This is a genomic window from Streptomyces ficellus (genome assembly GCF_009739905.1).
In the GTDB taxonomy this organism is placed as follows: domain Bacteria; phylum Actinomycetota; class Actinomycetes; order Streptomycetales; family Streptomycetaceae; genus Streptomyces; species Streptomyces ficellus_A.
In genome coordinates this window covers 2805607-2826609 of the sequence record NZ_CP034279.1, presented here as the reverse complement: position 1 = coordinate 2826609, position 21003 = coordinate 2805607, and the positions used below count along the sequence as shown (strand labels likewise).

Below are 21003 nucleotides of genomic sequence, written 5' to 3'. Positions count from 1 at the left end.
CAGAGTCGTCCGTGGTGCACCGGCCAGGGACGACGAAAGGGGTGGCGGAGGATGCGATTCGCGGGCGCCCGGTGGGAGGGCGCCGATCATCTGCTGCTGGACGCGCTGCACGCCTGCGGCCACCGCCGGCCGGCGCTGGCGTCGGCCGCGCGCGCCCTGTCGTACGCGGGCGAGCACGGCGCGCTCTGGCTGGCCGCCGGACTCACCGGCGCGGTGACCGACCGCCCCCGGCGCGGCCCCTGGCTGCGCGCCACGGCCCTCACGGCCACGGCCCACCTGGCCAGCGTGACCCTCAAACGCCTCGTCCGCCGCCCCCGCCCCTCCCTGTCGCCCATCGTCACGGTCGGGCGCGGCAGGGAGGGGCGGGGGGTGCTGCGGCCCGTCGTGGGGCGGCACTCGTTCCCCAGCTCGCACGCCACCTCGGCGGTGGCCGCCGCCCTGGTGTTCGGCGCGCTGCGCCCGGGCGTCCGGCGCGTGGGCGTGCCGCTCGCGACGGCCATGTGCCTGTCCCGCCTGGTGGTGGGCGTGCACTACCCGACCGACGTCGCGGCCGGCGCCCTGCTCGGGGCCGTGGCGGCGAAAGCGGGCCGCACCTGGGTGCACCGGGACGTGGCGGATCGTTTCCGTAGGCGTCGCCGTGGCTGAGCCGGGCGTCGTGGCGGCCGTCACCCGCCCGCTCGCCCAGGCCGTGGGCGTGCCGCTCGGGCTCGTCCGCACCGCGCGGCCCCGCCAGTGGGTCAAGAACGTGCTCGTGGTCGCCGCGCCCGCCGCCGCCGGGCAGCTGGCGTCCCGGCACACCGCCCTGCAACTCGGCATCGTCTTCGTGCTGTTCACCGCCGCTGCCGCAGCCGTCTACCTCGTCAACGACGCCCGTGACGCCGACGCCGACCGCGCCCACCCCGTGAAGTGCCGCCGCCCCGTGGCGGCCGGGGACGTCCCGGTGTCCGTGGCGTACGGCACCGGCGGCCTCCTCGCGCTCGGGGCCCTCACCGGCGCCGCCGTCCTGTGCAACGCGCTCACGGCCGCGCTGCTGGCCGCCTACCTCGTCATGCAGCTCGCCTACTGCCTCCGCCTCAAGCACGTCCTCGTGGTCGACCTGGCCGTCGTCACGACCGGCTTCGTGATGCGGGCCATGATCGGCGGGGTGGCGCTCGGCATCCCGCTCTCGCGCTGGTTCCTCATCACCACCGGCTTCGGCGCCCTGTTCATGGTGGCCGCCAAGCGCTACTCGGAAGCCGTCCAGATGGCGGGGCGGGAGGGGGCCACGCGCCTGCTGCTGACCGAGTACACGACCGGCTACCTCCGGTTCGTCTGGCAGCTGGCCGCCGGCGTCGCCGTGCTCGGCTACTGCCTGTGGGCCCTGGAGCACAGCGGGACCTGGCGCCAGCTGTCCACCATCGCGTTCATCCTCGCCGTCCTGCGGTACGCCGTGTTCGCCGACCGCGGCACCGCCGGCGCCCCGGAGGACGTCGTCCTGCGCGACCGCCCGCTCGCCGTCATCGGCCTGGCCTGGCTCGCGATGTACGGGATGGCGGTGGCGGACCTGTGAGGCCGGACCCACCCGTGCGGCGCGAGGCGGCCGGGTTCCTGATCGCGGGCGGCATCGCCTACGCCGCCGACCTCGCGCTCTTCCTCGCGCTGCGGCCGCACCTCGACCCGCTCATCGCCAAGGCGCTCGCCTTCCTCGCCGGCTGCACCGTCGCCTACGTGGGCAACGCCCTCGGCACGTACCGCCGCCGCGGCCTCCACCTGCGCCAGTACGGGGCGTTCTTCGGGGTCAACCTGGCGGGCGCCGCCGTGCAGCTGGCGTGCCTGGGGGTGTCGCACTACGCGCTGGGGCTCACGTCCCCGCTGGCCGACACCGTCTCGGGGCTCGGCGTGGGGATGGCCCTCGCCACCTGCGTGCGTTTCTGGGGCACCCGCACGCTCGTCTTCCCGACCGGGGGTAGGGGCACGTCATGGACTGGCTGACCAAGCTCCCCGTCATCGGCCCCTGGGCCGCCCGCCTGATGCGGACGCACGCGTGGCGCTCGTACGAGACGCTCGACGCGGCGCACTGGACGCGGCTGGCCGCCGCCATCACCTTCATCAGCTTCCTCGCCCTCTTCCCGCTGATCACCGTGGCCGCGGCGGTCGGCGCCGCGCTGCTCAGCGAGGAACAGCTCCGCACCCTGGAGGAGAAGATCGCCGAGCAGGTGCCCGGCATCTCCGACCAGCTCGACCTGGACTCCCTGGTGGCGAACGCCGGCACGGTCGGCCTGGTCGCGGGCGCGCTGCTGCTGTTCACCGGCATCGGCTGGGTGGGCTCCATGCGCGACTGCCTGCGCGCCGTGTGGGGCGTCGACGACCGCGACGAGGGCAACCCGGTCGTCCGCAAGGGCAAGGACGCCGTGATCCTCCTCGGCCTCGGCGCCACCGGCCTGGCGTCGCTCGCCGCCTCCTGGCTGGGCTCCACCACCGTGGGCTGGACCGCCGAGCGGATCGGGATCTCCGAGAGCGGCGCCGGGGGCGTACTCCTCCAGGCGGTCGCCCTCGCGGTCGCCGTCCTCGCCGACTTCCTGATCCTGCTGTACGTGCTGACCCTGCTGCCCGGCGTCCACCCGCCGCGCCGCCGCCTCGCCGTGGCGGCCCTGATCGGCGCGGTCGGCTTCGAGGCGCTGAAGCTGCTGCTCGGCGGCTACATGCGGGACGTGGCGGCGAAGTCGATGTACGGGGCGTTCGGCGTGCCCGTGGCGCTCCTGCTGTGGATCAACTTCACCGCCAAGCTGCTGCTGTTCTGCGCCGCCTGGACGGCTACTCGCTCCCGGACCCGGGACGGCGGCGACGGCGCACCAGATCGGGAAGCGGCCAGCGCCGGTTGACCATGAACCACCCGGCGGCCAGCAGGACGAGCACCCCGCCGACCACCGCCAGCGCCGTCCCGGCCCCGCTCGCACCGCCGGCCGCCGCGACCGTCGCGCCGCCGGAGCGGTCACCGGCGGCCTGGTCGCCGCCGCCCGGGCCGGTCTGCCCGGTGCCGCCGCTCTCGCCGGTGCCGGCGCCCGCCGACTTCGGCGCCACCAGCTCACCGACCGGCCGCACCCTCCCGGCCGCCGAGAAACCCCAGTCCAGCAGGCGCGCCGCCTCCTTGTAGACGGCGTGGCCCTCCTTCGCCGACGGGTTCATGACGGTGACCAGCAGAACCTTGCCGTTCCGTTCGGCCACACCGGTGAAGGTGGCGCCCGCGTGGGTGGTGCTGCCGTTCTTCACACCGGCGATGCCCTGGTACGCCGGGATGCCGAAGTCACCGGTCAGCAGCCGGTTGGTGTTCTGGATCTCGAACGTCGACCGCTTCTTGTTGCCCGGCTTCACCTCGCCGGGGAACTTCGCGCGCGGCGTCGAGCAGTACTCGCGGAAGTCCTTGTTCTGCATGCCGCTGCGCGCGATCAGCGTGAGGTCGTACGCGGACGAGACCTGGCCCACCGCGTCGTACCCGTCCGGCGAGACGACGTGCGTGTCGAGCGCCTGGAGCTCGGCGGCGCGGGCGTTCATGTCCCGGACGGTCTGGTCGATGCCGCCGTTCATCGCGGACAGCACGTGCACGGCGTCGTTGCCGGAGCGCAGGAAGACGCCCAGCCACAGGTCGTGGACGGTGTAGGCCTGCTTCTCCTTCACCCCGACGAGGCTGGAGCCCTCGCCGACCTTCGCCAGCTCCTCGGGGGCCACCACATGCGACCGGTTCTTGGGCAGCTTCGGCAGGACGGTGTCCGCGAACAGCATCTTCAGCGTGGAGGCCGGGGGCAGCCGCCAGTGCGCGTTGTGCGACGCCAGCACGTCGCCGCTCTCCGCGTCCGCCACGATCCAGGAGCGGCCCGTGACCTCCTTGGGCAGCACCGGCACGCCGGGGGCCAGGTTCACCTGCGTACCCGGCGTGCCGAGCTTCAGCCCGCCGACCGTGGACATCACGGCGGGTGGCTTGGGCTGCTTGTCCTCCTTGTCCGCCGGCGGGGCCGCGAGGGCCGGCGCGGCGGTGAGGACGGGCAGCAGCGCGGCGGCGGCGACCGCCGCGGCGGCCCTGCTCAGGTACGTCTGCGCGGTCTTCTTCACGGCGGGCACGGACGAGAACGTACAGGGGGCCGTTCCGGGAGCCGACACCACACCCCGCGGCAGGGCCCCGGGCGGCGGTGGTGATACTGAACCCATGAAGCTCAGCCGCTCCGCCTCCTGGTTCCTGCTCGCTTTCGGGGTGTGGAGCTGGTTCATCTGGATCACTTTCGTCAAGAATCTGTGGAACGACGGGAGCGGTCTGGCCTTCGACGACGCGGGTGACCCGACCGCCTACTTCTGGGTCCACCTGTTGCTCGCCATCACGTCCTTTGTTCTGGGGACGGTGGTGGGCGTCATCGGGTTGCGTGGCGTACGCGCATCGCGTCGCGGCGCGCGCGGCGAAGAGGGGTAGGGGCCGGTGTTGCTCGTCCTGCTGGTGCTCGTCGGGGTCGTCGGCCTGCTGGCCGTGGTGCACTGGTACGTGTGGCGCCGCCTGGTCCGTGATGTGACCGTACCGGGAGGCGCCGCCCGCCGCCTGGGCACGATCGCCCTGGTGGTACTCCCGCTGCTGTCGCTGGCCGCGCTGACGGCCGGCCGGGCGGGGGTGCCGTTCTGGCTCCAGCGGGTGGTGTCCTGGCCCGGCTTCCTGTGGCTGGCCCTGCTGCTGTACCTGGTGCTCGCCCTGGTGGTGGGGGAGGCGGTGCGGCCCCTGCTGCGCCGCGCCCTCGACCGCCGGGCCGCGTCCACCCCCGCCGCGCCGCCCGCCCCCGCCGCGCCGCCCGTCACCGTGCCGCCCGCGCCCGCCCCCGCGGCTCCCGCCCCCGAACCGCCGACCGCCCCCGAGCCGCCCGCCTCCGCCGGGCCCACCGCGGCGACCGGCCCGTCACGGCGGCTGTTCGTCTCGCGCGTCGTCGGCGGTGCGGCCGCGGCCGCCGCGCTCGGGACGGTCGGGTACGGCACGTACGGCGTGCTGCGGGGGCCCCGGGTCAAGCGGGTCACCGTCCCGCTCGCCAAGCTGCCCCGAGGGGTGCACGGGTACCGGATCGCGGTGGTGAGCGACATCCACCTGGGGCCGATCCTGGGGCGCGCCCACACGCAGCGCATCGTCGACGCCATCAACGCCACCCAGCCCGACCTCGTCGCCGTGGTGGGCGACATGGTCGACGGCAGCGTCGAGAACCTGGGCCCGGCGGCCGAGCCGCTCGCCGGGCTGCGGGCCCGTGACGGCTCCTTCTTCGTGACCGGCAACCACGAGTACTTCTCCGGCGCCGAGCAGTGGGTCGACCACGTGCGCGAACTGGGCATGCGCCCGCTGCGCAACGAGCGCGTGGAGATCGCCGGGTTCGACCTCGCGGGCGTCAACGACGTCGCGGGCGAGAACTACGGCGACGGCCCCGACTTCGCCGCCGCCCTCGGCGACCGCGACCGGGCGCGCGCCGCCGTGCTGCTCGCGCACCAGCCGGTCGTCATCCACGACGCGGTGGAGCACGGGGTGGACCTCCAGCTGTCCGGCCACACCCACGGCGGTCAGCTCTGGCCCGGCAACTACCTCGCCGAGCTGGCCAACCCCACCGTCGCCGGGCTCGAACGGTACGGCGACACCCAGCTGTACGTGTCCCGGGGCGCGGGTGCCTGGGGACCGCCGGTCCGGGTCGGCGCGCCCTCCGACATCACGCTCGTGGAGCTGGCGTCGAAGCGGGCGTAGCCGCGCCGGTCACCGCGTCCGGCAGGAACTCCTCCAGCACCTCGTGCAGTTGCCGCACCAGCGGCCTGAGGACCCGGAACCGGGACAGCGCGATCGCCCGTGCGACCAGGGGCGCGGTGCGGACGACGAGACGGCGGCTGCGCCGGGTGTCCGGCGACCGGTCGTACACCCAGAACAGCACCAGTCCCATCTGCATCAGCCACATCAGGTGGGGGAGCTGTCCGGCCAGCTCCGGCGCGGTCTTGGTGTCGGAGCCGGCCAGAATCCGCTCGTGGACGGAGATGGCGGCCTCGCGGGCCGCGACCGACTCGTCGGAGAACGGGCTGAGCGGGCTGTCGGGATCGGCGGCGTTCTTGAAGAACTGGGTCGCGAACGGGTGGTACGGCTCGGCCACGTCCAGCCACGTCAGCAGCGAGTCCCTGATCCGTACCGCCAGGTCCCTGTCGCCCGCGAGGACGGGCTGGACGGCCACCTCGTGCTCGGCGGCGAGCCGGTCGTAGAAGCCCTGGACCAGGTGCTCCTTGGAGGAGAAGTAGTAGTAGGCGTTGCCGACGGAGACGCCCGCCTCCTGGGCGATGGCCCGCATGGTCGTCCTGTCGTACCCGCGCTCCTGGAACAGCCGGAGCGCGGTTTCGAGGATGAGGGTGCGGGTCTGCTCGCTCTTGGCGGCCTTCTGGGCATTCACGGTGACCGAGCCTAATGGGGTGCGTCCGGCACGCCGCACCGGCCGCCCTCGCACCCCCGGCCGCCCGCCGGGGCCAGCGCCTCGCGCCACTTGGCGGCGGCGAGGACGGTGACCCGGGCGAAGGGCGACCCGGCGGGGGTGGCCAGCCAGTTGGCCTTGGCGCGGTGGTCGGCCAGGGCCCACAGGCAGACGATCCACGCGGCCGTCGAGCGGTAGACCTGGCCGCCGTCCCCGACCACCGTGATCTCCTCGAGCGTGGCCCGGTGGTCCAGCGCCGGGAAGCGGCGGCGGGCCTCCTCGGAGGCGGCGGGCACCAGGTCCAGCGGAACGAGCTGCGCCTGCCGTGCCAGCCAGTGCCGCAGGTGGACGCAGAGCGGGCAGTGCGCGTCGTACAGCACGGTGAGCCGTCGTACGGCCGGGCCGGTCACGGCCGCCTCACGCCCCGGTCGCGGGGGCCGGGCCCTGCGGCGGCGCCCAGCCCTGCGGGGGCGTCCAGCCCTGGGGAGGGGTCCAGCCCTGCGGCGGCACCGGGGGCGTCTGCTCCCGGTCCAGCGCGCCGCGCCGGCGGATCCTGTTGAGCACGTAGACGTTGCCGAGGTGCATCACGCCGAGGACGAGCAGGACCACACCGAGCTTCACCGACAGCGCCTCGAACAGCCGCCGGGCGTCGGCGACGCTCTCGTCCTGGCTCAGGTGGAGCGCCACGAAGCCGAGGTTGACCAGGTAGAAGCCCACGACCAGCAGGTGGTTCACCGCCTCGGCGAGCTTCTCGTTCCCCCGGAGCACATCGGCGAGGAAGATCCGCCCGTTCCGGCTGAGCGTGCGCGCCACCCATACGGTGAGCGCCACGCTGATCAGCAGGTAGATGACGTACGCGACCACAGTGAGGTCCATCCCCCACCCTCCTTTGAACGCGTTCAAAAGCTGACGGTCATGACTGTAGACCTGTCTTTGAACATGTTCAACTCGCGGGGGCGGGGGTGGGCGCCCGGGGCACGACATGACACCGCCCGGCGAGGAACCCCTCGCCGGGCGGTGTGCCGGTGGCCGGTGGCCGGTGCCGGGGCTAGCCCGCCACCTTGATCGCGCTCACCGGGCACGCCCGGGCCGCCTCCCGCACCAGGGGGCTGCCCGCGCCGTCCTCGCCGCCGGGAACGAGCTCGCTGAAACCGTCGTCGTCCTGGGTGAAGACGTCCGGGGCGGTCAGGGCGCACTGGCCCGCACCGATGCAGACGTCCTTGTCGATCAGAATGTCCATGAGGCCCATCCTCACCATGTGACGGGGAGTTCGATCATCCCCTGGAGCGTGTCCCCGGGTTTGAACGGGATCTCCTCGGCCGGTGCCGCCAGCCGCAGCCCGGGGAGCCGGTCGAAGAGCGTCCGCAGTGCGATCTCCATCTCCGCCCGCGCCAGGTTCTGGCCCAGGCACTGGTGGATGCCGAAGCCGAACGCGACGTGGTGGCGGGCGGAGCGGTGCCAGTCGAGGGTGTCGGGCTCGGGGTAGGCGGTGGTGTCCCGGTTGATGACCGACGTCGAGAAGACGACGCCCTCGTCCGCGCGGATCGTCACCCCGTCGACGTCGATGTCCTCCTTCGCCACCCGCAGCATCCCGTCCGCGATCGACAGGAACCGCAGCAGCTCCTCCACCGCCGTCGGCATCAGCTCCGGGGCGGACCGCAGCTCGGCGAGCTGCTCCGGGTGCTGGAGCAGGGTGAACGTCCCCAGCGAGATCATGTTCGCCGTGGTCTCGTGCCCCGCGACGAGCAGGATCGTGGCCAGCTCCACCAGCTGCTGCTTGTCGAGGTGGCCGTGGGCGAGCTGCTGCGCGATCAGGTCGTCCAGGACGCCGTCCCCGGGTTTGTCGCGTTTCCGCTCAACCAGATCGCCGAGGTAGCCCTCCAACTGGTCGCGGGCGTCCTCGATCTCCTCGGCCGTCGAGCCGCGCAACAGCCGCCGCGACTGCCCCTCGAAGAAGTCGTGGTCGGCGTACGGCACCCCCAGCAGGTCGCAGATCACGATGGACGGCACGGGGAGGGCGAACGCGGACACCAGCTCGGCCGGCGGCCCCTGCTCGGTCATCGCGTCGATCAGCTCGTCCACCGCCCGCTGGATGCGCGGGCGCAGGTCGGCCGTGCGCTTGAGCGTGAAGCTCGGGATGAGCATCCGCCGCTGCGCGTGGTGCACGGGGTCGTCCTCGCCCAGCAGGGCCGTACGGCGCGGGCGGCGGCTGCGCACGGCGGCGACCCGTTCCGCGAAGATCGGGAAGGCCTCGTTGGTGGAGTCGGTCGACAGCCGCTGGTCGGACAGGAGTTGGCGGGCGGCGGCGTGCCCGGTGACGACCCACACCGACCGGCCGTCGTAGAGCGTGACCCGGGACAGCGGCCGCGCCTCGCGCAGCGGATCGTAGGCGGTGGGCGGGTGGTAGGGGCAGGTGCGGTTCTGCGGGAACGCAACGGCTTCCGTCATGGTGGCCTCGCAAGCGGCGGATCGGCGGCGGATCGGAGGTTGATTCGGACTGCCGATCACCACTACATGCCCTAGGCATCCATCCGGTCTACGCGTAGTTCGGCCAAACCACCGGGACGAGGGAGAGCGGGCGGGACGCACGGCGAAGGGCCCGCCTCCGTGCGGAAGCGGGCCCTTCGGCGGGACGAACGGGAAGCGTCAGAAGCGGCGCGTGATCAGCGCGCGCTTCACTTCCTGGATCGCCTTGGTGACCTCGATGCCGCGCGGGCAGGCGTCCGTGCAGTTGAACGTGGTGCGGCAGCGCCACACGCCGTCCTTGTCGTTGAGGATCTCCAGCCGCTGCTCCCCGGCCTCGTCGCGCGAGTCGAAGATGAAGCGGTGGGCGTTGACGATCGCGGCCGGACCGAAGTACTGGCCGTCGTTCCAGAACACCGGGCAGGACGACGTGCACGCGGCGCACAGGATGCACTTGGTGGTGTCGTCGAACCGCTCGCGGTCCTCGGCGGACTGGAGCCGCTCACGCGTCGGCTCGTTGCCCGTGGTGATCAGGAAGGGCATCACGTCGCGGTACGCCTGGAAGAACGGCTCCATGTCCACGACCAGGTCCTTGAGGACCGTCAGGCCCTTGATGGCCTCGACCGTGATGGGCTTCTCCGGGTTGATGTCCTTGATCAGCGTCTTGCAGGCGAGCCTGTTCTTGCCGTTGATCCGCATCGCGTCGGAGCCGCAGATGCCGTGCGCGCAGGAGCGCCGGAAGGTGAGCGAGCCGTCGACGTCCCACTTGATCTTATGGAGGGCGTCGAGGACGCGCTCCTTGGGGTCGATCTCGATCTGGAAGTCCTCCCAGACCGCGTGCTCCGACACCTCGGGGTTGAAGCGGCGGATCCGGAAGGTGGCGGTGATGTACGGGGAGTCGGCGAAGCCGGCTTCCCGCTTCTCCAGGGTCGGGGTTGCCATCAGTACTTACGCTCCATCGGCTGGTAGCGGGTCTGGACGACGGGCTTGTAGTCGAGACGCACGGTCTCGGAGCCGTCGGCGCCGACCTCGCGGTACGCCATGGTGTGGCGCATGAAGTTGACGTCGTCGCGGTTCGGGTAGTCCTCGCGGTAGTGACCGCCGCGGGACTCCTTGCGGGCCAGCGCCGAGACGGCCATGACCTCGGCCAGGTCGAGCAGGTTGCCCAGCTCGATGGCCTCCAGCAGGTCCGTGTTGAACCGCTTGCCCTTGTCCTGGACGGACACGTTCAGGTACCGCTCGCGCAGCTCGGCGATCTTCTCGACCGCCGTCTTGATCGTCTGCTCGGTGCGGAACACCATCACGTTGGCGTCCATCGTCTCCTGGAGCTCCTTGCGCAGCACCGAGACCCGCTCGCTGCCGGTGGAGTTCCGCAGGCGCTCGACTTGCTCCTGGACGAAGGACGCCGGGTTCTCCGGCAGCTCGACGTAGTCGGCCTTGGCCGAGTACTCGGCGGCGGCGATGCCGGCGCGCTTGCCGAAGACGTTGATGTCCAGCAGCGAGTTGGTGCCCAGGCGGTTGGCACCGTGCACCGACACGCACGCGACCTCGCCCGCGGCGTACAGGCCCGGGACGACGGTGGTGTTGTCGCTGAGGACCTCACCCTCGACGTTGGTCGGGATGCCGCCCATGGCGTAGTGCGCGGTGGGCTGGATCGGGATCGGGTCCGTGTAGGGCTCGATGCCGAGGTAGGTCCGCGCGAACTCGGTGATGTCCGGGAGCTTGGCGTCCAGCTGCTCCGGCGGCAGGTGGGTGAGGTCCAGGTAGACATGGTCGCCCTCGGGACCGCAGCCGCGGCCCTCGCGGATCTCCGTGTAGATGGAGCGCGAGACGACGTCACGCGACGCGAGGTCCTTCATGACGGGCGCGTACTTCTCCATGAAGCGCTCGCCGTCCTTGTTGCGGAGGATGCCGCCCTCACCGCGGGCGCCCTCCGTCAGCAGGATGCCCATGCGCCAGATGCCCGTCGGGTGGAACTGGAAGAACTCCATGTCCTCCAGCGGCAGGCCCCGGCGGTAGCAGGCGGCCTGGCCGTCACCGGTCAGGGTGTGCGCGTTGGACGTCACCTTGAAGAACTTGCCGGTGCCGCCGGACGCGTAGATCACGGCCTTCGCCTGGAAGACGTGGATCTCGCCGGTGGCCAGCTCGTAGGCGACGACACCGGCCGACTTCTTGACGCCGTCGACCTCGGTGATCAGCTGGTCCAGGACGTAGAACTCGTTGAAGAACTCCACGCCCTCCTTGACGCAGTTCTGGTACAGCGTCTGGAGGATCATGTGGCCGGTGCGGTCCGCGGCGTAGCAGGACCGGCGGACCGGCGCCTCGCCGTGGTTGCGGGAGTGGCCGCCGAAGCGGCGCTGGTCGATGGTGCCGCCCGGGGTCCGGTTGAACGGCAGGCCCATCTTCTCCAGGTCGAGGACGGCGTCGATGGCCTCCTTCGCCAGGATCTCGGCGGCGTCCTGGTCGACCAGGTAGTCACCGCCCTTGACCGTGTCGAAGGTGTGCCACTCCCAGTTGTCCTCCTCCACGTTCGCCAGCGCGGCGGCCATGCCGCCCTGCGCGGCGCCCGTGTGGGAGCGGGTGGGGTAGAGCTTCGTCAGCACGGCGGTACGGCTGCGCTTCGTCGCCTCGATGGCGGCGCGCATGCCCGCGCCACCGGCGCCGACGATGACGGTGTCGTACTTGTGGATCTTCATGCGGATTTCCTCAGCCCCGTGCCTAGCGGATGTTCGGGTCGAAGGTGAAGATCACCAGCGTGCCCAGAAGGATGGTGAACACCGTGGCGGTGTACAGCAGGCCCTTGAGCCACAGGCGCGTGTTCGGGCGCTCGGCGTAGTCGTTGATGACGGTACGCAGGCCGTTGGCGCCGTGCAGCATGGCCAGCCACAGCATCAGCAGGTCCCAGACCTGCCAGAACGGGGACGCCCAGCGGCCGGCCACGAAGGCGAAGCCGATCTTGGAGACGCCGCCGTCCAGCACGAGCTGGATCAGCAGGTGGCCGATGACGAGGACGACCAGCACGATGCCGGACAGGCGCATGAAGAGCCACGCGGCCATCTCGAAGTTGCCGCGGGTCGACTTGGGGGTCTTGCCGGTCCGCTTGCGCGGCGGCTCGATGACCGGGGCCGGGTTGTCGGCGTCGTACAGCCCCACGCCTTCGACGGGGCCGACGGCGGACTTGGTGAGATCAGTGGACATCTCGGACATCAGCTCCCGAACACTTCGCGTACGGCGTGGCCGAGGACGGGGTAGAGAGCGCCCACCATCAGGACGAACCAGATGCCCATCACGGTCCAGAGCATCTGCTTCTGGTAGCGCGGGCCCTTGGACCAGAAGTCCACGGCGATCACACGGAGACCGTTGAGCGCGTGGAAGAGGATGGCGGCCACGAGGCCGTACTCCAGCAGCGCGACGATCGGCGTCTTGTAGGTGGCGACGACCTCGTCGTAGGCCTCGGGAGAGACGCGGACGAGAGCGGTGTCCAGCACGTGTACGAACAGGAAGAAGAAGATGAGGACGCCGGTGACTCGATGAGCCACCCACGACCACATGCCTTCCCGGCCGCGGTACAGCGTTCCAGCCGGCACGGAAAAACCCTCCGGGAGCGGGGATCAGGGTCGGCCGGCTTCGATGTCGGTCTGACCCGGCCGGGTACGGTCCACCGGCCCCGGTCATCGTAGCGACGACTTGTCGGATCCCTCGCGCGGGGTCCTCAGGTGTGATCAAACAGGCACGGACGGGCTACCGACGGTGTCCGCTCGTCCGATCAGACGGGACAAACGGGCACGAGCCAGGCGACGCAGCTCGTCGGCGGCGATCGCCCGCTCCTTCTCGGGCGGGTGGCTCATCCGGGTGTGGATGGCCGACAGCGCCTGGTTGAGCTGCTCCGCGGGCCGGTGGCCGTCCAGGCAGATCACGAACGCGTGGTGGAAGCGGCTCTCGTACTGGGACTGGGCGGCCTCCCACGCGGTGTGCGCGGCCGCGGGCGTGCCTGGCGGCAGGTCCGCCGACGTCTCGTCCGCCAGCGCCTCGTCCAGGTCCTCGCCGTGCAGGTCGTACCCCGCCTCGTCGGCGGCGGCGAGCAGGGCGTCCAGCGTGGGGTACGGGCGGTGGGCGGCGACGCGCCGGGCCCAGCCGCGGCTGCCGCAGCAGGCGAGCAGGGCGGCCTCGGCGGCACCGGCCGGGGCCGCGTTGAACGCCGCCAGGCCCTCGGGCGTACGCACAGCCGGACCGCCGGACGCGTGCCCGGCACGGCCCGGGGCAGGTATGGCCCGGGCGCGGGCGGCTGCCGCATTGGAGTCGCCGGCCATCGTGTGCTCCTCGAAAAAGGACAGCGGAACGTGTGGGGACGGTGTGAGGGAAGGGGCACAACATTACCCAGGGTGAGCGAGAGCTGTACGGAAGATGCGAAAAGTTCACTCGGAAGGGAGAGTTTCCGTACAGCCATGGACACCCATGGACGGAGGTAAGCGCGTGAACCGGCATTCCACAGGGGGGCTCGTCGCGGTCGCGGTCCTCTCCCTCACCGTCGCGGGCTGCGGCGACGGCGACGGCGCCGACCGGGGCACCTCGGCCCCCGGCACCGCCACCACCCCGGCGGCCACCTCACCGGCCCCCGAGACGTCACCCGACCCGTCACCCACCCGGACGTATCCGCTCTCCACCGCGCCCGCCACCATCCCCGCCGTGCGCGAGCACGAACCCGCCCGCGGCCCCGGCTGGAAGCCCGGCGCCGGCAGCGCGGTCGTCGTCGCCAAGGGCAGCGGCGCCCTCGCCGACGAGGCCCGGCTCCTCGCCGGCGAGCTGAAGACGGCTTACCGCGGCGAGGCCGCCGCCCGCCCGGGCGACGTCGAGCTGGCCCTGAACACCGGCCAGGCCGGCGGTCCCGAGTCGTACACCCTCACCACCCGTGACGGGAAGGTGCGGATATCCGCGCCCGACGAGGCCGGGGCCTTTTACGGCACCCGGACCGTCAAGCAGGCCCTGCGCTCCGGCGGGACCGTCCCGGAGGGCGTCGTCCGCGACCGGCCGGCCAAGCCGCAGCGCGGCCTGAACCTCGACATCGCCCGCAAGCACTTCGACGCGGCCTGGATCGAGGACCGGCTGCGCGACATGGCCGACCTCAAGCTCAACCAGCTCGTCCTGCACTTCTCCGACGACCAGGGCTTCCGCATCGCGTCCACCTCGCACCCCGAGGTCGTCTCGAAGGACCACCTGACCACCGCCCAGGTGCGCCGCATCATCGCGCTCGCGAACCGGCTGCACATCGACGTCGTCCCCGAGGTCGACTCGCCCGGACACCTCGGCGCCGTCCTGCGGGCCCACCCCCAGCTCCAGCTGCGCAACGTGCAGGGCGCGCCCCGGCAGGGCGCCATCGACATCTCCAAGCCCGAGTCGGCCAGGATCGTCGACGACCTGATCCGCGAGTACGCGGCGCTGTTCCCCGGCCCCTGGTTCCACGTCGGCGCCGACGAGTACCAGGCGCTGACCGTGCGCGACCCGGCCGCCTCCTACCCGCAGCTCGCGCGGGCGGCGCGCCAGGAGTTCGGCGCGAACGCGACGGTCGAGGACCTGGCGACCGGCTGGCTGAACGACCGCGCGGCGGTCGCGAACGCGGCGAAGAAGAAGGCCAAGGCCTGGAACGACGGCTTCTTCGCGGGCGGGACGGTCACCGCGAACAAGAACATCGAGGTCGAGTACTGGACCGGCAAGGAGATCGGCGCCCGCGAGCCGGTCTCGTACCTCGCCGAGGGCCGCAAGGTGGTGAACCTCAACGACGAGTACCTCTACTACGTGCTCGGCGAGCCGAACGAGTTCACCTACCCCACCGGCCGCCGGATCTACGAGGAGTGGACCCCGCGGGTGCTGCGCGGCTCCTCGGCGGCGCCGGAGCGGTACGCGGGCCAGATCCTCGGCGGCCGGTTCGCCGTCTGGTGCGACCTGGCGGACGCCCAGACCCAGGCGCAGGTGGCGGACGGCATCCGGATGCCGCTGCGGGCGACGGCCCAGAAGCTCTGGGACCCGGCCACCCCCGAGCTGACCTGGCAGCAGTTCCAGGCGCTCGCCAACAAGCTGGGCAGCACCGGCGCCTGAGGTAACGTGCGCGGGCGGCCGAGGATGGTCGCGTACATGACGCCCTGGGGAGAGGGCGTCCCGACACCCGGGGGGCCATGCGGCCATGCTGTGCACCAACTGCGGACTGAACACCGTCTCCACGCGGGAGGGGCTCTGCGGCGTCTGCGCGGTGACCGCGCCCGGCGCCCCGGCGGCGCCGCCCGGCGTCACCGGGAGCCGGGGCGGGACCTTCCTCCAGTCGCCCGTCGGCCTGGGCCGGGCCGTCGTCGTCCTGCTGTGCGCGGTGGCGGCCGTGGACCTGTTCGCCGTCTTCACCGACCTCCGCCTGTACGGCTTCGTCTCCGACCTGGCGGCGGGGACCTGGGAGGGCATGGAGGAGGAGGCCGAGCGGGCCGACCTGTTGCTGGAGTGGGGCGGCAGGCTCCAGGTGCTGGGGATCGTCGCCACCGGCGTCGTCTTCATCATCTGGCTCCACCGGGTCCGGAAGAACGCCGCCGTGTTCGCCCCGGACGTCGTCACCAGCGGTGCGGGCTGGGCGATCGGTGGCTGGTTCGTGCCCATCGCGAACCTCTTCATGCCCCGCCGGATCGCCCGCGAGAGCTGGCGGGCGAGCACCCGCCACCCGCACGGCGCGCCGGAGAAGGGCGAGCGCGCCACCGTGCTCAACACCTGGTGGACGCTGTGGCTGCTGACGATGTTCACCGGCCGGGCGGCGGGCGCGCTGTACGACAGGGCCGAGACCGTGGACGAACTGGTGCGGGCCGCGCGGATGTACGTCGTCGCCGACACCGTGAGCACCGCCGCCGCCCTGTGCGCCGCCCTCTTCGTGCACCGGCTGACCACGATGCAGCACGCCAAGGCGCTGCGCGGGCCCGGCCCGGTCGTTGCTGAACCGATGGTTTCCAGCCACACGCAGTGACGAAAACGGGCCAGGTGGCGCAGTATGGGGAGTACGCGTCCGCGACGGGAGACGTCCATGAGTCACAGCGTCCAGCAACTGATCGCCCACGCCGGTGAACGGGGGCTGGCCGCCTCCGCGCTGGCCTGCCTCGACCGCTGCCTCCCTCTGCTCGACCCGGCCCCCGACGACCTCCTGCGCCCCCTGTGGCGCGGCGTCGCCGAGGGCGGGGCGGGCTGGGCCGACGGGCTGGCGGAGGTCCGGGGCCTGGTCGCGGACGTGGAGGGCGACGCGGTACTCGTCCGCAAGATGCTGGGCGCCGCCCCGTCCGACTGGGACGCCACCGCCCTGCGCCCCTGGGCCGAGATGTGCTCCGCCGCCGCGCTGGAGCTGCACGAACGGCTGGGCGGCGGACCGCTGGTGGACGGCGAGGAGCGGCGGCAGGCGCAGATCCTGGAGTACCTCGAGACCACCGCGTCCGACGATCCGCCCGCCGGGCTCCGGCCGGTCCTGGACGTCTCGGCCGAGGGCCGCCGCGTGCTGAGGGCCGTCGTCTCGCGTCGCGAACGCAGCGCCTGAGACGCGCCGTTCGCACCGACACGGTCCGGCGGGGGCAACCTTTCGGGGGTGTGGTGAGTCTTCAGTGCGATCACGTCGTGATCGCACTGACGAGGAGACCATCATCACCGCCATACGCAAGACCCTGACCGCCACCGCAGTCGTCGGCGCCGTCCTGGCGGGTTCGGCCGCCTGCGGCACGGTCGAGCAGCTGTCCGCCGGGAAGAAGCTCGACCGGGCCTTCGAGAAGCTCGGCAAGGAGAAGACCCTCTCCTTCGAGCTCGACCTGGACACCGACGCCGCCTCGCTGAAGGCGCTGGACGCCAAGTCGGAGCCCGAGCCCGGCGAGGAACTCCCGGACGAGGCCGCCGACCTGCTCAGCGGCGCGAAGATCAGCTTCACCGTGGAGTCCACCAAGCCGATCGAGAAGTCCGGCGAGAAGGACTACGTCGGCATGGCCATGAAGGTCACCACCCCGGACGGCGACCTCGCCGAGTTCCGGCAGGTGGGCGACTGGGGCTACATCCGCACCGATCCCAAGGCCCTGGAGAAGATCTCCGGCGAGCCCATGCCGGACAGCAAGGAGCTTCCCCCGGAGGCCGGCGCGTTCAAGGACGTGCTGGAGGGCAAGTGGGTCAAGTTCAACACCAAGGAGATGGAGAAGGCCGGCGGCCAGGGAGCCGGCACGCCCTCGCCGGAGCCCACCCTGGACGCCAAGACCCAGGAGAAGCTGCTCGACTCCCTCCGTGAGGTCGTCTCCCGCGAGGTCGAGTTCACGACCGGCAAGAGCGAGGACGGCACCGAGCACATCACCGCCGTCGCGCCCTTCCGCACGCTGATCACGGAGCTGATCGGCGAGATCCGCCCGCTGGCCAAGGACCTGCCGCCCGGCATGGAGCTGCCCACGGACAAGGACCTCAAGGACGCCCCGAACGCCAAGGTGACGGCCGACTTCGCGCTCAAGAACGGCGAGCTGAAGGAGGTCCGCGTGGACCTCGCCAAGCTCGCCGAGGACGCCAAGGTCAAGAAGTTCGGCCTGGTGCTGCGTCTGGGCGAGGGCCAGAAGCCCACCGCCCCGGCCGGAGCCACCGAGCTGGACCTCGAAGGGTTCCTGGGCGGCTTCGCCGGCCCGTCGATGGACGAGGAGGGCTTCGACGAGACGGCTACGGACCCGGAGGGCTTTCCGGTGGAGGGCTTCCCGGAGGACGCGGCCTAGGTCGTGTCCGTAGGACGCGGTCGGTCGGCGACCGGTACACGACCCGTACCCCGCCCGTACAGACGGTGACTGTACGGGTGCGGACGGTGGACGGTGTGCCGCCCGCCCTGTGAGCATGGGTGACCCGACGCGGGGTGGACCATGAACGACCCGGGGGTCACCGGCATGACAGAAGGCATCACCGAGCCCGAACGGTCCGAGAGCCTCAAGACCTTCGGCGCCGTGCTCCAGGCGTTCCGCGAGAACGCGCGGCACACCCAGGAGACACTGGCGCCGGAGCTGGGCTACTCGGTCCACTACCTGGCCTCCGTGGAGCAGGGCCGGCGGTTCCCGACACGGGAGTTCGTCGAGCGGGCGGAGGAGACGCTGGACGCCTTCGGCGCGCTGCGGAAGGCGTCCCGGCACCTCACCCGCAAGCCGGGGCTCGCGATCTGGTTCCAGAAGTGGGCGCTGCTGGAGGCGTCGGCGATCACCCTCGACACGTACGAACCGAGGGTGCTGCCGGGCCTGTTGCAGACGGAGGCGTACGCCCGGACGCTGTTCCGCGGCCAGTTGCCGCCGCTCAGCGACGAGCAGGTGGAGGCGCAGCTGCTCGCCCGGCTGGAGCGGCAGCGGCTGCTGCGGGACCGGCCGAACACGGCGTACAGCTTCATCCTCGAGGAGCACCTCTTCCACCACCGGGTGGGCGGGACGGAGGTGACGCGGGAGCTGCTGGACCATGTGCTGGAGGTCGTCCAGCTGCGCAACGTGGAGGTGCAGGTGCTGCCGCTGGGGCGGGGGCATCATGCGGGCTTGGGTGGGCCGATTCAGTTGGCTGAGACGCCGGAGCATGAGTGGCTTGCCTACTGCGAGGCACAGCGGGGCGGGCAGTTCATCGCTGAATCGAAAGAGATCAGTGTGCTTCAGATGCGCTATGGGAAACTGCGAGCGCAGGCCCTCACCCCGGATGACTCCAAGGGTCTGCTGTCGCAACTGCGAGGAGCGCTATGAGCACCCACGAACTGACTTGGTTCAAGAGCAGCTACAGCAGCGGTGACGGCGACAGCTGCGTCGAAGTCGCCCTCTCCTGGCACAAGTCCAGCTACAGCGGCGGTTCCGGCGACAGCTGCGTCGAGGTCGCCACCTGCCCCTCCACCATCCACGTCCGGGACTCCAAGGTCCCCGCCGGGCCGCAGCTCGCGCTGACGCCGGGCTCCTGGTCCTCCTTCGTCACCTATGCGACGGCGACCGGCCGTTGACCCCTGTCGGCGGCGATGACGTGCTGTCCGCCGTCCGCCTCATGGTGAGCACCCTGCGCCGGGCGGACGGCGGCGCCGACTGGGACGCGAAGGCCGGTTCCCTGGAGTGGACGTGCTGGGAGACCGTCGAGCACCTGGCGGACGACCTGTTCGCGTACGCCGCCCAGCTCGGCCCCGAACGGCCGCCCCTCGACGGCCCGGTGCCGTTCCTGTGGGAGCCCCGCCGTCCGGGCGGCCCGGCGAACGTAACGTACGCCGACCGGAAGGCCGGGCCCGCCGGGCTGCTCCAGGTGCTGGAGGCGTGCGGGGCGATGCTCGCCGCGATGGTGCGGGTCACGCCGGCCGAAGTGCGGGCGCACCACGTGTTCGGGGCCTCGGACGCGGAGGGCTTCGCCGCGATGGGCGTGGTCGAGACCCTCGTGCACGCCCATGACGTCACCCAGGGGCTCGGCCTGCCCTGGGACCCGCCGCCCGAGCTGTGTCGCCGCGTCCTGCGGCGGCTCTTCCCCGACGCCCCCACCGCCACTCCCGCCTGGGCGACTCTGCTGTGGGCCACCGGCCGTGGCGGGCTCCCCGGCCGCGAGCGGCTGACGTCGTGGCGCTGGTACGGGGCCGCGAACGGCGGCTGAGGCGGTTCCGGTTCGCCCGGGGAGTGACATTTCCGGCCGTCCGGACGCAGAGAGAACCGGGGAACTGTGACGGTCGGCGCGAAGAGGGAAGCGTGGGGGCGTACGACACGGAACTCGGTGCCGCCGTCGAGCGCGCCCAGCGGGGGGACGAGGTCGCCTTCGCGCGGGCCTACCGGCTGGTACACCCGGGCCTGCTCGGGTATGTTCGCGGCCTCGTGGGCGACGACGCGGAGGACGTGGCCGCCGAGGCCTGGCTGGAGATAGCCCGGGACCTCGGGCGCTTCCGGGGCGACGGTGCCGGTTTCCGCGGGTGGACGGCGACCATCGCCCGCAACCGGGCGCTGGACCACCTGCGCAAGCAGAGGCGGAGTCCCCGTACCGCCACCCTCGAACAGGACGTACTGGACCTGCCGGACGCCCAGGACACCGCGGGCGCGGCACTGGAGAGCCTCTCGACGGCGCACGTGCTGGCGATGGTCCGCGGCCTGCCTCCCGACCAGGCGGAAGCGGTGCTGCTGCGGGTGGTCGTGGGGCTGGACGGCCCCGCGACGGCCCGGGTGCTGGGCAAACGGCCGGGGGCGGTGCGGACCGCCGCGTACCGAGGACTCAGGAAACTCGCCGGACGACTGGCGCAGGGCGGAGCTAGAGGATGAGAAGGGACAGGAAGCGGCTGCGGGACGGTGATGCCGCGGACCGCGACACCGCTGTGCGGGCCGCGCTGCTTGCGGCCCTCGTGCCGGGCGGCGAGGCCGACCCGGCGGGCGAGGAGCGGGCGGTCGCCGCGTTCCGGGCGGCCCGGGACGAGGGCCGGCACGCCGGGGCGCGCGGACTCGGGCGGCAGGGCGACTGGCGGCCGGGCCGGGAGCGGCGCCGGCGGCGTTCGCTGCGGGCCGGGGCCATGGGGCTGGCGGCGACCGTGCTGCTGGGCGGTGTCGCCGTGGCGGCGCAGTCCGGTGCGATCCGTTCGCCGTTCGGCGGCGGAGGCGGCGGTGCCGCGCCGGAGCCGCGCCCCTCGGTGACGTCGACGCCGCCCGATGTGACGGGGGCGCCCGACGCGACGAGGGCGCCCGGGGGCGAGCCGCAAGGTCCTGGGCCCTCGCGACAGCACCCTACGACTACGCCGTCCGACAGGCCCGGCGATCACAAGGACGGCGACGACGAGCGCGCCAAGGGCCGTGAGACGAACGGTAAGAAGAACCACGGTCGGGACCAGGACCAGGATCGCGGCGGATCCCACAACGACAAGGGTTGGGCCCATCGTCATGACAAGGACCGTGACACGGGCCGCGACCGGGAGAAGGCAAAGGACCACAGCCGTGAGAAGGACCCGGACCGTGACAGGGGCACGGGCCAGCAGAAGGGCCGCGTCGGCCCGGGGCAGGACCGGGAGCACGACCGCGGACGTGGCAGGTGATGCCCCCCGCACCGTCTCGCAGAAAGGTCCAGGATGTGAGCCACGCACTGTCCCAGGGCACGTCGTCGACACCGGAAT

Annotated in this window: 26 protein-coding genes; 15 read left to right on the top strand and 11 right to left on the bottom strand. The window is 72.1% G+C overall.

Features of this window, described 5'->3' with window-relative positions; genetic code table 11:
- Positions 1-51 precede the first annotated feature (51 nt).
- The 4 genes from EIZ62_RS12200 to EIZ62_RS12185 are packed head-to-tail and all read left to right on the top strand — an operon-like array spanning position 52 to position 2861.
- Positions 52-645 (top strand): phosphatase PAP2 family protein, encoded by a 594-nt coding sequence (locus EIZ62_RS12200; RefSeq protein ID WP_156692733.1) that lies wholly within the window; start codon positions 52-54, stop codon positions 643-645.
- A complete protein-coding gene (locus EIZ62_RS12195) occupies positions 638-1549 on the top strand; it encodes a decaprenyl-phosphate phosphoribosyltransferase (protein WP_167536373.1) in 912 nt (303 codons plus the stop codon). The genes EIZ62_RS12200 and EIZ62_RS12195 overlap by 8 nt, the downstream gene beginning before the upstream one ends.
- Positions 1546-1971: a GtrA family protein gene (locus tag EIZ62_RS12190; protein ID WP_244375640.1), complete on the top strand. Its 426-nt coding sequence runs from the start codon at positions 1546-1548 to the stop codon at positions 1969-1971. The genes EIZ62_RS12195 and EIZ62_RS12190 overlap by 4 nt, the downstream gene beginning before the upstream one ends.
- A complete protein-coding gene (locus EIZ62_RS12185) occupies positions 1959-2861 on the top strand; it encodes a YihY/virulence factor BrkB family protein (RefSeq protein WP_156692731.1) in 903 nt (300 codons plus the stop codon). Before EIZ62_RS12190 ends, EIZ62_RS12185 begins: the two co-directional genes overlap by 13 nt.
- Here EIZ62_RS12185 and EIZ62_RS12180 read toward each other — a convergent pair.
- A complete protein-coding gene (locus tag EIZ62_RS12180; RefSeq protein ID WP_341873942.1) occupies positions 2794-4095 on the bottom strand; it encodes a D-alanyl-D-alanine carboxypeptidase family protein in 1302 nt (433 codons plus the stop codon). The two genes, EIZ62_RS12185 and EIZ62_RS12180, sit on opposite strands and share 68 nt — an antisense overlap.
- Before the next feature lie 85 nt (positions 4096-4180).
- Here EIZ62_RS12180 and EIZ62_RS12175 point away from each other — a divergent pair, with 85 nt between their 5' ends.
- Both EIZ62_RS12175 and EIZ62_RS12170 read left to right on the top strand, forming a co-directional pair.
- Complete coding sequence (locus EIZ62_RS12175) at positions 4181-4438, top strand: SCO4848 family membrane protein (protein ID WP_156692729.1); 258 nt, start codon at positions 4181-4183, stop codon at positions 4436-4438.
- Between the two features lie 6 nt (positions 4439-4444).
- On the top strand, positions 4445-5731 hold the full coding sequence (locus EIZ62_RS12170; protein WP_156692728.1) for a metallophosphoesterase: 1287 nt from the start codon (positions 4445-4447) through the stop codon (positions 5729-5731).
- On the opposite strand, the gene EIZ62_RS12165 is transcribed toward EIZ62_RS12170, so the two are convergent.
- From EIZ62_RS12165 to EIZ62_RS12120, 10 genes are all read right to left on the bottom strand, one after another.
- The gene (locus EIZ62_RS12165) at positions 5697-6416 is read right to left on the bottom strand and encodes a TetR/AcrR family transcriptional regulator (RefSeq protein ID WP_208827890.1); all 720 of its coding nucleotides are present in this window, start codon (positions 6414-6416) and stop codon (positions 5697-5699) included. The genes EIZ62_RS12170 and EIZ62_RS12165 overlap by 35 nt on opposite strands.
- A gap of 11 nt (positions 6417-6427) precedes the next feature.
- Positions 6428-6844, bottom strand: a complete 417-nt coding sequence (locus EIZ62_RS12160) for a thiol-disulfide oxidoreductase DCC family protein (protein ID WP_156692726.1) — start codon at positions 6842-6844, stop codon at positions 6428-6430.
- 7 nt (positions 6845-6851) lie between these two features.
- Positions 6852-7310, bottom strand: a complete 459-nt coding sequence (locus EIZ62_RS12155) for a hypothetical protein (protein ID WP_156692725.1) — start codon at positions 7308-7310, stop codon at positions 6852-6854.
- Positions 7311-7482: 172 nt separating this feature from the next.
- Positions 7483-7674 carry a ferredoxin gene (locus EIZ62_RS12150; RefSeq protein ID WP_156692724.1) on the bottom strand — a complete coding sequence of 64 codons (192 nt, stop codon included), beginning with the start codon at positions 7672-7674 and terminating at the stop codon, positions 7483-7485.
- 11 nt (positions 7675-7685) lie between these two features.
- Positions 7686-8882 carry a cytochrome P450 gene (locus tag EIZ62_RS12145; protein ID WP_156692723.1) on the bottom strand — a complete coding sequence of 399 codons (1197 nt, stop codon included), beginning with the start codon at positions 8880-8882 and terminating at the stop codon, positions 7686-7688.
- A gap of 198 nt (positions 8883-9080) precedes the next feature.
- On the bottom strand, positions 9081-9839 hold the full coding sequence (locus tag EIZ62_RS12140; RefSeq protein WP_156692722.1) for a succinate dehydrogenase iron-sulfur subunit: 759 nt from the start codon (positions 9837-9839) through the stop codon (positions 9081-9083).
- Entirely contained in the window at positions 9839-11593 is a 1755-nt protein-coding gene (gene sdhA, locus EIZ62_RS12135) for a succinate dehydrogenase flavoprotein subunit (protein ID WP_156692721.1), read from the bottom strand. Before sdhA ends, EIZ62_RS12140 begins: the two co-directional genes overlap by 1 nt.
- 22 nt (positions 11594-11615) lie before the next feature.
- Positions 11616-12095: a succinate dehydrogenase hydrophobic membrane anchor subunit gene (locus EIZ62_RS12130; protein ID WP_156692720.1), complete on the bottom strand. Its 480-nt coding sequence runs from the start codon at positions 12093-12095 to the stop codon at positions 11616-11618.
- A gap of 8 nt (positions 12096-12103) precedes the next feature.
- A complete protein-coding gene (sdhC, locus tag EIZ62_RS12125) occupies positions 12104-12484 on the bottom strand; it encodes a succinate dehydrogenase, cytochrome b556 subunit (protein WP_156692719.1) in 381 nt (126 codons plus the stop codon).
- A 135-nt stretch (positions 12485-12619) separates the two neighbouring features.
- Complete coding sequence (locus EIZ62_RS12120) at positions 12620-13207, bottom strand: 2-oxo-4-hydroxy-4-carboxy-5-ureidoimidazoline decarboxylase (RefSeq protein WP_156692718.1); 588 nt, start codon at positions 13205-13207, stop codon at positions 12620-12622.
- 145 nt (positions 13208-13352) lie between these two features.
- Between EIZ62_RS12120 and EIZ62_RS12115 the strand changes: the two genes are divergently transcribed.
- The 9 genes from EIZ62_RS12115 (at position 13353) to EIZ62_RS12075 (ending at position 20925) form a co-directional block, all read left to right on the top strand.
- Positions 13353-14990 carry a beta-N-acetylhexosaminidase gene (locus tag EIZ62_RS12115; protein ID WP_156692717.1) on the top strand — a complete coding sequence of 546 codons (1638 nt, stop codon included), beginning with the start codon at positions 13353-13355 and terminating at the stop codon, positions 14988-14990.
- Positions 14991-15075: 85 nt separating this feature from the next.
- Positions 15076-15891 (top strand): DUF4328 domain-containing protein, encoded by an 816-nt coding sequence (locus tag EIZ62_RS12110; protein WP_156692716.1) that lies wholly within the window; start codon positions 15076-15078, stop codon positions 15889-15891.
- A gap of 57 nt (positions 15892-15948) precedes the next feature.
- Positions 15949-16449 (top strand): hypothetical protein, encoded by a 501-nt coding sequence (locus EIZ62_RS12105; RefSeq protein WP_156692715.1) that lies wholly within the window; start codon positions 15949-15951, stop codon positions 16447-16449.
- Positions 16450-16573: 124 nt separating this feature from the next.
- Positions 16574-17644: a hypothetical protein gene (locus EIZ62_RS12100; protein WP_208828212.1), complete on the top strand. Its 1071-nt coding sequence runs from the start codon at positions 16574-16576 to the stop codon at positions 17642-17644.
- A gap of 165 nt (positions 17645-17809) precedes the next feature.
- Positions 17810-18634, top strand: coding sequence for a helix-turn-helix domain-containing protein (locus EIZ62_RS12095; RefSeq protein WP_156692714.1), 825 nt, complete (start codon positions 17810-17812; stop codon positions 18632-18634).
- Positions 18631-18882, top strand: a complete 252-nt coding sequence (locus EIZ62_RS12090) for a DUF397 domain-containing protein (RefSeq protein WP_156692713.1) — start codon at positions 18631-18633, stop codon at positions 18880-18882. Before EIZ62_RS12095 ends, EIZ62_RS12090 begins: the two co-directional genes overlap by 4 nt.
- A gap of 41 nt (positions 18883-18923) precedes the next feature.
- Entirely contained in the window at positions 18924-19511 is a 588-nt protein-coding gene (locus EIZ62_RS12085) for a DinB family protein (protein ID WP_156696355.1), read from the top strand.
- A gap of 92 nt (positions 19512-19603) precedes the next feature.
- Positions 19604-20164 (top strand): RNA polymerase sigma factor, encoded by a 561-nt coding sequence (locus EIZ62_RS12080; protein WP_156692712.1) that lies wholly within the window; start codon positions 19604-19606, stop codon positions 20162-20164.
- Positions 20161-20925: a hypothetical protein gene (locus tag EIZ62_RS12075; RefSeq protein ID WP_156692711.1), complete on the top strand. Its 765-nt coding sequence runs from the start codon at positions 20161-20163 to the stop codon at positions 20923-20925. The genes EIZ62_RS12080 and EIZ62_RS12075 overlap by 4 nt, the downstream gene beginning before the upstream one ends.
- The last annotated feature ends 78 nt before the right edge of the window (positions 20926-21003 follow it).